The 12,664-nt window shown below is 51.0% G+C and carries 9 protein-coding genes; 6 read left to right on the plus strand and 3 right to left on the minus strand.

Features of this window, described 5'->3' with window-relative positions; genetic code table 11:
- The first annotated feature begins 48 nt into the window (after window positions 1–48).
- Window positions 49–1,125, plus strand: coding sequence for an efflux RND transporter periplasmic adaptor subunit (locus GA0116948_RS10005; protein ID WP_165798429.1), 1,077 nt, complete (start codon window positions 49–51; stop codon window positions 1,123–1,125).
- A 79-nt stretch (window positions 1,126–1,204) separates the two neighbouring features.
- On the opposite strand, the gene GA0116948_RS10010 is transcribed toward GA0116948_RS10005, so the two are convergent.
- Window positions 1,205–2,128, minus strand: coding sequence for a DUF3472 domain-containing protein (locus GA0116948_RS10010; RefSeq protein ID WP_089711646.1), 924 nt, complete (start codon window positions 2,126–2,128; stop codon window positions 1,205–1,207).
- Window positions 2,129–2,710: 582 nt separating this feature from the next.
- Between GA0116948_RS10010 and GA0116948_RS10015 the strand changes: the two genes are divergently transcribed.
- On the plus strand, window positions 2,711–3,592 hold the full coding sequence (locus tag GA0116948_RS10015) for an AraC family transcriptional regulator (protein ID WP_089711648.1): 882 nt from the start codon (window positions 2,711–2,713) through the stop codon (window positions 3,590–3,592).
- An 82-nt stretch (window positions 3,593–3,674) separates the two neighbouring features.
- On the opposite strand, the gene GA0116948_RS10020 is transcribed toward GA0116948_RS10015, so the two are convergent.
- Window positions 3,675–4,286 carry a hypothetical protein gene (locus GA0116948_RS10020; protein WP_089711650.1) on the minus strand — a complete coding sequence of 204 codons (612 nt, stop codon included), beginning with the start codon at window positions 4,284–4,286 and terminating at the stop codon, window positions 3,675–3,677.
- Between the two features lie 277 nt (window positions 4,287–4,563).
- Here GA0116948_RS10020 and GA0116948_RS10025 point away from each other — a divergent pair, with 277 nt between their 5' ends.
- Window positions 4,564–4,872: a YHS domain-containing protein gene (locus GA0116948_RS10025; protein ID WP_089711652.1), complete on the plus strand. Its 309-nt coding sequence runs from the start codon at window positions 4,564–4,566 to the stop codon at window positions 4,870–4,872.
- A 126-nt stretch (window positions 4,873–4,998) separates the two neighbouring features.
- Here the strand turns inward: GA0116948_RS10025 and uvrA are convergent, their stop codons facing one another.
- Window positions 4,999–7,533 (minus strand): excinuclease ABC subunit UvrA, encoded by a 2,535-nt coding sequence (uvrA, locus tag GA0116948_RS10030; protein WP_089711654.1) that lies wholly within the window; start codon window positions 7,531–7,533, stop codon window positions 4,999–5,001.
- Window positions 7,534–8,190: 657 nt separating this feature from the next.
- On the opposite strand from uvrA, the gene GA0116948_RS10035 reads away from it, so the two are divergent.
- From GA0116948_RS10035 to urtB, 3 genes are all read left to right on the plus strand, one after another.
- On the plus strand, window positions 8,191–9,528 hold the full coding sequence (locus GA0116948_RS10035) for a porin family protein (RefSeq protein WP_089711656.1): 1,338 nt from the start codon (window positions 8,191–8,193) through the stop codon (window positions 9,526–9,528).
- A gap of 54 nt (window positions 9,529–9,582) precedes the next feature.
- Window positions 9,583–10,905, plus strand: a complete 1,323-nt coding sequence (gene urtA / locus GA0116948_RS10040; RefSeq protein WP_089711658.1) for an urea ABC transporter substrate-binding protein — start codon at window positions 9,583–9,585, stop codon at window positions 10,903–10,905.
- Window positions 10,906–11,003: 98 nt separating this feature from the next.
- Window positions 11,004–12,659, plus strand: a complete 1,656-nt coding sequence (gene urtB, locus GA0116948_RS21450) for an urea ABC transporter permease subunit UrtB (protein WP_205686112.1) — start codon at window positions 11,004–11,006, stop codon at window positions 12,657–12,659.
- Window positions 12,660–12,664: the final 5 nt, after the last annotated feature.

Here is a 12,664-nt window from a genome sequence, read left to right on the forward strand (position 1 = left end):
CGTGGCGGTGATCCTTTTATATTAATTGACTACCTAATTATTGATCATATGCGTACTATATTATTGCTTTCCCTGACACTTATTTTTTGCGCGTCCTGTGGCGGGCGACATGGGCAGGTGATCACTACCCCCAGCCAGCCCAAAGCGCCGGCCTACACGGTGGTGGAAGCCACTGCCGGAAGCCTTTCCCGGCAAATGACGCTGCCTGGCCAACTGGCGGCTTATGAAGAAGTTAGCATCTTCCCGAAGGTAAACGGGTATGTGCAGCAGGTGCTGGTAGACATTGGCAGCCCTGTTAAAAAAGGCGCCCTGCTCATGACCCTGGAAGCGCCCGAACTGGAGCAGGCCTGCCTGCAAGCCAAAGAAAAGTATGCCACGGCCAAGGCAGATTGCTCCCTCAGTAGTGAGCGATACGCCCGCCTGCAGGAAGCCGCCCAAACGGCCGGCGCCGTGTCGCCCCTGGATATTACAGCCACCCGCACCAAAGCCCAGGCAGACAGCGCACTGGCCAATGCTGCTTATGCCAACTGGCAAATGCAGGAAACCCTGCGAAGCTACCTGCGGGTAACGGCTCCTTTCGATGGCGTGATTACCCAACGCAACGTACACCCCGGCGCACTGGTGAGTGATGTGAGTAAAGACAAGCCCATGCTGGAACTGAAATCGCTCCAGCACCTCCGCCTGCAAGTAGACGTTCCCGAAGCAGTAGCCGGCACCCTGTCCATAAAAGACACCTTGCATTTCCGCCTCAGCGCTTTTCCCGGCCTTACTTTTAATGCAAGCATAAGCCGCAAGTCTGGCAATATGAACCTGCAATACCGTGCCGAACGCATAGAAGCAGACGTGCCCAATCCCAAACAACAACTATCTGCCGGCATGTATGCCGATGTACTCCTGGACACCCATGCCAATGCGCCGGCCTGCATTGTACCCAATACAGCCGTGGTAACCAGCACCGATGGCCGATATGTGCTGCTGGTATCCGCGCACAAAGCCCGGCGCACCGCCGTTACCACCGGCAACTCCCAGGCCGGCAGCCTGGAAGTGTACGGCAATATTCACCCCGGCGACCGGGTGATTGCCCATGCCAACGACGAGATCCCGGATGGTACAGTAGTGGAGTAAGCAGGTACTGCTGTATAAAAAAAGGGCGGGTGTACGGTATGATCCGTGCACCCGCCCTATCGCTGTGTAGCCCACCTGCTCATTCCGGCAGCACCGCTACCGGCGGGCTTCCCCCACCCAGGTAAGGAAGCCGGGTTTTATCTGGTGCATAAAAATTGGTAAATCCCGCGCCGGTTACCAGGAAATAACCACCGTCTGTGCAGCTCACGGCACCGTAATTAAATACTTTCTTTTTCGTGTAGTTCATCACCATAGCATATGCCGGCTGCTTCCAAACGCCATCCGTGGTGCGGACCCACTGCTGCCGGTAAAATACCGCCCTGCGCCGCCGGTCGCCCCGGCCAGACCAATCTTCCAGAAAGGAAGCGTAACCTTTAGTCGTGGAAATAAAATGGGGCCGCCTCACTTTGGCTATCATCTTCCACCGCTGACCATCGTGGAAAAATAAAGTGATGGTGGTGGTTTGTGCAACCGTATCGCACTGCAAATGCGTGAGTAATTTATACGCTGAATCGGTTTGCCAATTAAACAGCCAGCGCGTTTGTACCCCGCTGCCTTCTCCGCCAAAACGGCCCAGTAATACGCTGTGGCCCGCCTGTAGCAGAACGGCCTGGCTATCTGCCGGCATTTTAGCGGCATTGTTTTTTCCGCCACCGGCATCCCACACAGAAAAAATAAATTGCCGCCCTTCCCGCTTTTGTTGCAGGCCGGCGTAAAACCCATCGGCAGACAAGAGGCAGTAATAGCTATAAGGTACAACCGTTCCACCAGGAATTATAAGTTCTCCATACATCCATTCCACCGTTGCTGTTCGAGCTACCCGGAAATCGTACCACAACATTTCATAACAGGCCGCCGTGCGCCTCCCCCCTGCCAGTGGCAGGGATCGTGTGCTGTCCAGCCAACTGCGAATGGACCCACTACTCAGTGCGGCATGTTGCGCCCGCAGCGACACCGGTGCATATGCTATCAGTAAAAATAGACAAATGCATATCCGCAACATTTTTTAATGAATATACGAAACAAAGATGCTCCGGGGAATTATGCTACCCTAACAAACAAGATGAAAGGCCGCTTTTATGCCGTAATTTTTGATAGCATAACATTACGCAGCCAAAACTAAATTATATGTTAATTGTAAACAGGAACGGCTATACGCAGCCCATGAAGAATAGCTTTAAATCCTGTACCATGGCTATTTTACCAACCACCTGACCGGCAAACCAGGGCCACTTTTTTAACATTCTATTAAAATATGCTGCGCAAATGGCAGCCCTGAATACTCACAACTTCCCTTCACAGGAGGCGCGCCGTCCGGCAGTATTTGTGGGTGCAGAAGCCAAGGCCAGAGGCCTTGCATGGGGTTACAGAACACCCCTTCATTCCAAAGCACTATAAAAGTTTCCCCGGATCAACCGACTGTATAAGACAATACATGGACTGGTGACTGCTTAGTGGCCATATAAGCGGTGGCAATAAACTAACTGTAACGACGTTGGTTTTGCAGGTAATTTTAAAATGCGCCATAAATGCCCCGGGTATCGTAAATTGCGGCGAATCGACAGCACAAACTTTAAGTAAGAAGATGAGCAATTACACTATAGCCCCCCCGGACCTGGTTCCAGGCTTATTACCGAACACATTACCGGATATTCCTCCAGACCACTTTGCCCTGCACTGGCAGGAAGGAAGTCACCCTGAGGGAATACCTATAAAAAGCGACCACTACGCCATCGTACTTTGCCTGCGGGGTAAGGCCACCAAGATCATTGGCCCTTTTACCATGGAAGTAAAACCGCATACCCTCTACCTGGTAGCACCGCACTACACTCATTATTTCGAAAACAGCTCCGCCGACCTGCAATTATTCAGCATCCTCTTTAAAAAAGAATTCCTGGCAGATTCCTTTTTCAAAGACTATGCCCTGGAGGCCCTGCTATATGCCAATTCAGAGTGTCCTCCCCTGCATGCGCTGCCAGAACCGCATTATGAACGCATTCTCCAGCTATTCCGGAAAATGTACCGGGAGCAACAACAGGCAGACCGTTTTCATTTGCAGATGAGCCGCTTACTACTCATGGAACTACTCTATGAAATGAACCGCGCCATTGTAAAATGCAGCAGCGACCAGGCCCATCCACTTACCCGGCAGCATCAACTTTACACGGATTTTCTACAACTGGTAGATGCCCATTACCTGCAAAAACGCACCGTGCAGGAATATGCCGACATGCTGTTTGTTTCTGCCAAACACCTGAGTGAAGTGGTAAAACATGAAACTGGCAAGAATGCGCTGTATTTTATTCACCGCCGCCTGCACCTGGATGCGCGGCATTTACTCACCACCTCCGCGCTGAGCGTAAAAGAAATATCCGAACGCCTGAACTTTGACACCAGTTCCCACTTCAGCCGTTTTTTCAAAAATATTACCGGGGCCAATCCATCGGAATACAAACGAGGATTATAAATACCAGCTCATATATAATAGACAGAGGCTATCTCCCGTAGGAAATAGCCTCTTTTCATATAGCAACTAATTATAGCCTTACTTATTTTTTAGATCCGAAGGCATATGCTACATGCAGCCCCAGGTTGTTGTACTCGGAAGCATCGCCATCAGCAAATTTGGAAGTACCTTCCCATTTAACGGCAACGTCCAGGTAGTTATGGTTTTTACCTAACTGAAAAAGGTAACCAATCTGCGGTGCATAAGCGAAAGCAGCAGATTTATCTGCACCTACATCGCTCTTGTTAGCCAAGATGCTAACACCTGCAAGACCTTGAACATACAGTTTACTAACGGTGTTGAACGGGTAGTAGCGCAGACCTGCCTTGATGGGAATCAGGGAAAGATCCTGGCCTTTAACACCGGGAACCACATCATCTTTTGCGAATACATTGCTGTAACCGGCATTCAGTGACACATAAAGTTTACGTTGTATAATAGCAAGGTTTGCTTCAAGCGAGCCACCCAGTGACCAATCATAATAATCGTGAAAATCGCCGATGGGAATACCAGCATCTACCCCTACACTGTAAATCCATTTTGGTTTATCATCGGTAGTAGCTGCTTTTTTATCGACTGTTTGTGCGTTCGTGGTTAAAGAAAATACGAGTAAAGATGCCAATGCGGCGAGTCCTGATTTGAATCTGTTTTTCATTTTGTTTCCTTTTTAATATGCTTTAATCCAATCGCGATTGCTATATGATCAATTGACTCCGCAAAGCTACGGTCACGCAACAGATGTATCAATTCCAATTTCACGGATTGAAGAACCAATTTTTCCGGCAGGTAATTATCAAATCACTATATCCTATTTATGCATAACTAGATAAGCTTTTACGCAATGGTGTTTCCATTTTATACCCTCAAAGGTTTCATGAAATTTTTCCGGTAAACCTTCCTAGCTTTGTACTACACCTATAAACAGCTTACTCATGAAAATTATCATTGGTTTGTTTGGCCTGATGCTGGCCACCAGTTGTAATACTGCTTCTGCACCGGCCACTTCCACTACCGATACGACTACTGCTGCTCCTACACCTGCAGCAATGCCAGCTAAAGCCGTTTCCAAATTTGACGCGGCAATGGTAGACAATAAAAAAGATCCATCCTGTGGTATGCCGGTAAAGGCAGGTATTGAGGATACCCTTCATTACAAAAACAAAATACTGGGGTTTTGTTCTAAAGAATGTAAAGATGCATTCCTGGTCAAGCCGGATAGTTTTACGGTGGTATTGAAATAATAAACACAGCCTGCGATAAAAAAAGTCCGGCACTTCCTACATGAAGTACCGGACTTTTGTATGTAAAGTCATACGCTATTTTGCCAGAATAGCTACAGCAACTAATGGGCAATGCAACTACCTTTCTCAGCCACCTTGTAAAAATTTTGCCAGGTAAGGCGCCGTGCGGCTAGCGGGGTGCCGGGCCAGCTGTTCCGGTATTCCGGCAAATACGATAGTACCACCTTCTTCACCCGCGCCAGGCCCTACATCTATCACCCAATCGCTGCCGGCGATTACCCGCATATCATGTTCTACCACTATCACGGTATTGCCATTGGCCACCAGCCCCTCTAACTGGGCCACCAGGCGCTCCACATCGCTGGGATGCAGGCCGGTGGTAGGCTCGTCGAGCACATAGAAGGTGCTGCCATGGCTGGCGCGCTGCAGTTCTGTAGCCAGCTTAATGCGCTGGGCCTCACCCCCAGACAGTTCCGTGGCGGGCTGCCCCAGGCGCAGGTAACCCAAACCTACCTCCCGCAATACGTGCAGCGCCCTCCGAACGGGAACTTCTGTAGCAAAAAATTCATACGCCTCCTGCACCGTCATGGCCAACACTTCGGCAATATTTTTACCCTGGTATTTAACTTCCAGGGTAGAGGCGTTGTAACGGCTGCCCTGGCAGGTAGGGCAGGGTGCATACACGCTGGGCAGGAAAAGCAATTCCACCATTACAAAGCCTTCGCCCTCGCAGGTTTCACAACGGCCCTTGGCCACGTTGAACGAAAAGCGGCCTGCATCGTAATGGCGGGCCTTGGCGGTTTTGGTAGCGGCAAAGAGTTTGCGCACGTGATCAAACAAGCCCGTGTAAGTAGCCAGGTTAGAGCGGGGCGTACGGCCAATGGGCTGCTGATCTACCTGCACCAGCCTTTTAATGCGATCCATACCGGCAGTAATGCGTCCGCCCAGGGTGAGCGGCGGCGGCGCATCCAGGGAGGCATCTTCTTCCGCAGGAGGGGTAGCCAGGCCCAGGGCATCGGCCACCAGTTCTACCAGCACCTGGCTTACCAGGCTGGATTTGCCTGAACCGGAAATGCCCGTTACGCTGGTCATAACGCCCAGCGGAAAAGCCACATCCAGGTGATGCAGGTTATTCCGCGATATATCTTTAAGCTGAAGCCAGCCCGCTGCCTCGCGGCGTGGGGGACTATTAAACGGACCGTCGGCAAACAAAAATGCGCGGGTACGGGAATCTGCCACATCCGCCAGTCCGGCGGGCGGACCGCTATACAGCACCCGCCCCCCTTCCGTACCTGCATCGGGCCCTACATCCACGATCCAATCGGCATGACGCACTACATCCAGTTCATGCTCCACCACGAAGAGTGAATTACCGGAGGCTTTTAATTTGTCCAGCGCACGCAGCAGCGCTGCTGTATCTGCGGGATGCAATCCGGCAGAAGGTTCGTCCAGTACATACACCACGCCGAATAAATTAGAGCGCACCTGGGTGGCCAGGCGCAGGCGCTGCAGCTCGCCGGGGGATAAGGTGGGCGTGCTGCGTTCCAGGGAAAGATATCCCAGTCCCAGGTCTAGCAGCACCTGCAAGCGACCCAGCAGATCTTCTGCAATGCGCTGCTTCACCAGCGCCTTCTCCGGATGTGCTGCATCGCGGGGCTGGTCTGCCCGTAAAATTTCCTCCATCAGGGCCGCTACCTTTGCCATTGGTAGCCGCGACATCTCTGCGATATCCAGTCCTGCAAACTTCACGTTCAGCGATGCCTGCTTAAGCCGCTTTCCATCGCATACCGGGCATGCTGCGCTTAGCATAAACTGCGATACCCGTTTTTTCATCAACGCACTTTGGGTATTGGCAAAGGTGTGCAGAATATACCGCTGCGCACCGGTGAAAGTACCCATGTAACTGGGTTCTTCCTTGCGTTTCAGCGCCCGCTGCGTTTGTTCCGGCGTAAGGCCGGCGTATACAGGTACAGTGGGCGTTTCATCGGTAAACAGTATCCAGTCGCGTGTCTTTTTAGGCAAGTCTTTCCAGGGAATATCCACGTCAATCCCCATCGTCACCAGTATATCGCGCAGGTTCTGGCCCTGCCAGGCCGTGGGCCAGGCGGCCACGGCACGCTCGCGGATGGTGAGATGATTATCTGGCACCATGGTTTTTTCGGTTACTTCATACACCCGGCCCAGGCCATGGCAGTGCGGGCAGGCACCTTCCGGCGTATTGGGGGAAAAACCTTCTGCATAAACGATGGGCTGCCCTTTGGGATAAACGCCTGCCCGCGAGTACAGCATGCGCAGCAGGTTAGATAAGGTGGTAACGCTGCCCACAGAAGAGCGGGTAGTGGGCGCACCCCGTTGCTGCTGCAAAGCTACCGCCGGCGGTAAGCCATCAATCTCATCTACCTGGGGTACCTCCATCTGGTGAAACAGCCGCCGTGCATAGGGCGACACCGACTCCAGGTAGCGGCGCTGCGCTTCTGCATAAAGGGTTCCAAAGGCCAGGGACGACTTGCCACTGCCAGATACGCCGGTGAACACTACCAGTGCATCGCGGGGAATGTTTACGTCTACTTGTTGCAGGTTATGCTCGCGGGCTCCGCGCACGCGCACAAAACCGGAAAATTTTTGGGAATCGGCCATGGCGAAAGGGGGCGCAAAGAACATGCCGCCGCTTTCAACGGCGCTTACCGCTGGGAGATGTAATTGTTATAACCGGTCTTTTGAAAGGTAAATGCAGGCGGATTGTTTATCTATAGGTACGTTAATGATTGTTATAACCGGTCTTTTGAAAGGTAAATGCCGGCAAGAGCCTTGTTTTTAAGCAGATTTAACAATTGTTATAACCGGTCTTTTGAAAGGTAAATGCCGGTTTCCCTTATCATTTCTTTTTACAGGGCAGCAATTACCCGGTCATATTTGCCTGTCATCTTTCTTTTGACTTTATAAGGTAAAGATCAGTCTTATTAGCCTTCTGACGGATATACGGCTAGCCCTGCACAATAAGGGTCATGGATAGCGTACTAAAAACACAAATACCTAGACTAAATATATTACATTTAATTTATATATAATATTGAAGAACGGGGTAATTACGTACGTAAAAATGGGAAAATCATTGTCAATTAAGTATTTCCACGACTAACAACCATTCATATTATAATAAAATATATCTGATATAAAATACAAACACTTATGAAAAATTTGGCCTTTCCAGACAAAAAATGCTTGTTTTAACCAACTCAACGCGTAATTTTATACTTAAGTAGATCTACCGTCAACCAAAATTATTACCTAAGTAATTCACCATCCAAACACACATTTATGAAAATCTTTCATATTGCCATCCTGTTAATTGGCCTTACTACCCTGAGCCCACTGGTATGGGCAGGCGACGGCACTCACCCGCCCAAAAAGAAAAGCGGCAAGAAAAGAGGGACTTTCCTGCTGGAACTGCCAGCTTCCCTGAATACCTCCCCAGTGGATTCCGTAAAACGCAAACCAGATTCCATTGAGGCCCGCCTCACCACTGCCCCGGCAGAAGAGGCGCCTTTTAAGCCCAGCATACAGGTAGGCGCTATCGTTCATATGTTTGCCTCCGCAGAGCAAAGTGGCTTTGGCGCACCCAGTACCGATGCCGACAGCAAGGGTTGGAATAAAGGCTTTTCGGTGTACCGCGCCCGTGTATTGGTGGGCGGGCAGCTTTCCAAAAAAGGCAGCTTTTTTATGGAAACAGATCTCCCCTCCGCCATCGGCACCCAACTAAGCAGCGGCGTTAAGAATGTAAAAGTGGCGCCCATTATCCTGGATGCGCAGTACGAGTATGATTTTGCTAACGCCTTTTCCCTGGTGGCCGGTATGCAACTGGTATCCAATAACCGCAACGGCCTGCAAGGAGCCGGTGGACTCATGGCCAACGACTTTACGTATTTCCAGTACCCTTATAACCTGTTTGCCAACAGCCCGCTGCAAGGCAACTTTGGCCGCGACCTGGGCGTAAACGCCCGTGGCTTCCTGGCCAATGACAAGCTGGAATACCGTGTAGGCGTATTCACCGGCCGCAATATAGACGGCGGCGCACCCCTGCGCACCGTGGGCCGGGTAGTGTATAACTTCCTGGACCCGGACAAAGATTATTACTATGCGGGCACTAAGCTGGGTAAAGGCAAAACACTGTCCTGGGGCGCCGGCTGGGACGAGCAGGCCAGTTATTACAACTTCAGCACCGACGTGTTTTTCGATCATCCCCTGGGCGATGCCGGTTCGCTTACACTTAATGCCGCCTTCCAGTACATGACCGGCGGCACTAACCTGGACTCGAAATATTCTTTTGCCACCCTCATTCCAAAACAAACTGTACAATATCTCGAATTGGGGTATTATTTTAAGGAGCCGAAACTTCAGCCCTGGATCCGGTTCGAAAATCAGCACATTGATGCCGCAGCGGAACAAACCAATGGCGTGGACCCTTCTGCTTACAATAAGCTTAATTCTTCTGCTGTATATGGAGGCGGTCTGAATTACTTCTTTAACGGTTCCACCACTAACCTGCGCCTGTCTTACACCGCACGGTCGTACCACGTAGCCACGCCCACTGAAGGCGTCTACGATAAGCAAACCTATGGCCAGGTATGGCTACAGGTGCAGTTCTTTATTTTCTAAACCTGTTTTTCAACCAACAATTCAAACTCGCTCTATCATTCACAAATTATTACCATGAAACTTAGCTTCCCATCCACCATCAAGGCGCTTTCTTTCCCCCTGCTGGGCCTTGCCTTGGCCTTCAGTGCCTGTAATAGCAGCAGCCATAAAAGCGGCACCACCGATTCTACCGCCACCACGCAGGAAACGGTGAAGATCGGGGTACTGCACTCCCTGAGTGGCACGATGGCCATTTCCGAAGTATCGCTCAAAGACGCGGTGCAAATGGCCGTAGACGAGATCAATGCCAAAGGCGGTGTGCTGGGCAAAAAAATAGAACCCGTGATCGTAGACCCGGCTTCCGACTGGGACCTCTTTGCCGAGAAAGCCAAGGAACTATTGTTGGAGAAAAAAGTGGCCGCCGTTTTCGGCTGCTGGACATCGGTATCCCGCAAGTCGGTGCTGCCCGTGTTTGAGGAAAACAATGGCCTGCTGTTTTACCCCGTGCAATATGAAGGCGAAGAATGCTCCAACAACGTGATCGCCACCGGCGCCACGCCCAACCAGCAATTGATACCTGCTGCCGAATACCTCATGAGTGAAAAGGGCGGTGGTTATAAAAAGTTTTACCTGCTGGGCACCGACTATGTATTTCCCCGCACAGCTAATAAAATCCTGAAGGCTTACCTCTTGTCTAAAGGCGTACCTAAGGAAAATATCATTGAAGAATATACCCCCTTCCATCACCAGGATTACCAGACCATTGTGTCTAAAGTAAAACGCTTTGCCGCAGATGGAAAGGCTTGCGTGCTCTCTACCATCAATGGCGATTCCAACGTGCCCTTCTACAAGGAATTTGCCAACCAGGGCCTCAGCGCTGCCACCTGCCCTATCATGGCCTTCTCCGTGGCAGAAGATGAACTTCGTTCTATGGATACAGAATTCCTGGTAGGACACCTCGCTGCCTGGAACTACTTCCAGTCGGTAGACCTGCCGGAAAACAAGGAATTTGTTGCCAACTTCAAGGCCTTTTGCGAAAAGAAAGGCCTGCCTGGCGGCAACAAGCGCGTAACCGATGATCCGATCTGCTGGGCATATACCGGCGTATACCTCTGGGCCAAGGCCGCAGAAAAAGCAGGATCTTTTGACGTAGCCAAAGTACGCTCCGCACTGGCCGGACTGGCATTTGACTCTCCAGACGGTGTAGTGAAAATGGATGCCGGCAACCACCACCTCGCCAAACCGGTGATCATCGGCGAAATAAAACCAGACGGACAGTTCGACATTATCTCCAAAACCGACAGCCTGGTTACGCCGCAGCCTTTCTCTCCATTGACTTCTCCCAATAAAGGATGCGACTGGACTTCCCACCAGGGCGTTTATACCATCAGTAAATAATTGTAGCACAGTTCCGCCACTGCGGTGGCGGAACTGTTTTTTTATCCTAACCGTTTTGCCATTGATAAAATGATTTTCTGGAAATTTTACCCGATCGTATGAAGACAGTGAGGATTACAGGGCTTTTTATTTTCTGCTTATTATTCCAGCGCCCTTTGTTGCGCGCACAAACTGATAGCACCGGCATATACCTTCGTTATATCCTGGACGGTTCCGATTCGCTCTGCGGAGTGGGCATATCCCGGCTTGTGGCCCTGCGGCCTACAGAGGCTTTCCCCTTATTACGGGCCATCAACGACATGCGCCTGTACCGCCTTAACGGCCAACCCGTGACCCCCCAAAGCGACGAACCCACAGCGATAGACAGCGGCAAGGTGTTGTTACTTTCTTTACTACCTCCTTATCAACTGGTGAACGACGATCATGGCCATCCTGCTACTACCGGCAGTTCCGGCCTTACCGAAGTAAAGATATCCCGTGGCAACCGCCTGTTGCTCACGCCTGTGCTGCCTTTGCTCAATTTATTCAGCACTACGCCACAAAAAAGAATACTTGCTTACAGCCAGTTACAACAAAACCAACAAATAGACCAGTTGCCCTACCTACAGGCGGCGCTGGCACAGGAAACCGATGCAGAAGCCCTTCGTACGGGCAAAGACATTTATTACAGCCTGCAATTGCAGCACGCCCAACATGCGGCTACGGCCAGGGCTTACATAGACAGCATTGTAATGAACTGGAGCGACAATGCCGCCACCATGTTGCGCACCTATGCACACAACGGCACGCTGGGCAAAGACCTGAATGCCTATACGGCACAACAGGCCGTGGCATTGGAAACCCGGTACGACCGGCTGCAAAAAATTCAAAACTTTTTCAGCGGATTAAGCCTGGGCAGTATTTTAATTTTAATTGCACTGGGCCTTTCCATCGTGTATGGGCTGGCCGGCATTATCAACATGGCGCATGGTGAGTTTCTTATGATAGGGGCGTATACCACCTATGTCGTGCAGTGTATTTTCGGGAACATCTTTCACTCCCATTCAGACTGGGCTTTCTTTATATCACTGCCCGTATCCTTTGTCGTGGCGGGACTTTTGGGCCTGTTACTGGAAAGGCTGGTGATCCGCCACCTGTACAGCAAACCGCTGGAAAGCCTCCTGGCCACCTGGGGCGTAAGCCTCATTCTGATACAAGCGGCGCGCAGTATTTTCGGCGATCTCACAGCCGTGAAAACGCCTACGGTACTATCCGGCGGTTGGCAAATATTGCCCCATCTGGTACTGCCTTACAACCGCATTTTCATCATTACCCTTACCACCGGTGTGGTGGCCCTCACCTACGGCATGTTATACCGTACCCGCCTGGGCATGCAGATACGCGCCGTAACCCAGAACCGGCAAATGAGCGCCTGCCTGGGCATAGAAACCCGGCGCGTGGCGGCAGTAACTTTTTTCATTGGCTCCGGGCTGGCCGGCATTGCCGGCTGCGCCATGACGCTGATAGGCAACGTGGTGCCGGATATGGGCCAGACCTACATTGTAGATTCCTTCCTGGTAGTGGTAACGGGCGGTGTGGGTAAATTGGCAGGTACTATTGTGGCGGGCCTGGGCATTGGCTTCCTGACTAAGTTATTTGAATCGTTTTTCCAGGCCGTATACGGCAAAGTGTTTATCCTGCTGTTCATTATGTTATTCATGCAATACAAGCCCAAGGGACTGTTTCCCGACAAGGGCCGGCTTGCGGAAGATTAATTGTT

This window comes from Chitinophaga costaii (genome assembly GCF_900094705.1).
Lineage (GTDB): Bacteria > Bacteroidota > Bacteroidia > Chitinophagales > Chitinophagaceae > Chitinophaga > Chitinophaga costaii.

Bases quoted from the DNA above. Each gene is read 5' to 3' on its own strand.
- GA0116948_RS10005 (WP_165798429.1), top strand. From the start codon at position 49: ATGCGTACTATATTATTGCTTTCCCTGACACTTATTTTTTGCGCGTCC.
- GA0116948_RS10010 (WP_089711646.1), bottom strand. From the start codon at position 2,128: ATGTTGCGGATATGCATTTGTCTATTTTTACTGATAGCATATGCACCG.
- GA0116948_RS10015 (WP_089711648.1), top strand. From the start codon at position 2,711: ATGAGCAATTACACTATAGCCCCCCCGGACCTGGTTCCAGGCTTATTA.
- GA0116948_RS10020 (WP_089711650.1), bottom strand. From the start codon at position 4,286: ATGAAAAACAGATTCAAATCAGGACTCGCCGCATTGGCATCTTTACTC.
- GA0116948_RS10025 (WP_089711652.1), top strand. From the start codon at position 4,564: ATGAAAATTATCATTGGTTTGTTTGGCCTGATGCTGGCCACCAGTTGT.
- uvrA (WP_089711654.1), bottom strand. From the start codon at position 7,533: ATGTTCTTTGCGCCCCCTTTCGCCATGGCCGATTCCCAAAAATTTTCC.
- GA0116948_RS10035 (WP_089711656.1), top strand. From the start codon at position 8,191: ATGAAAATCTTTCATATTGCCATCCTGTTAATTGGCCTTACTACCCTG.
- urtA (WP_089711658.1), top strand. From the start codon at position 9,583: ATGAAACTTAGCTTCCCATCCACCATCAAGGCGCTTTCTTTCCCCCTG.
- urtB (WP_205686112.1), top strand. From the start codon at position 11,004: ATGAAGACAGTGAGGATTACAGGGCTTTTTATTTTCTGCTTATTATTC.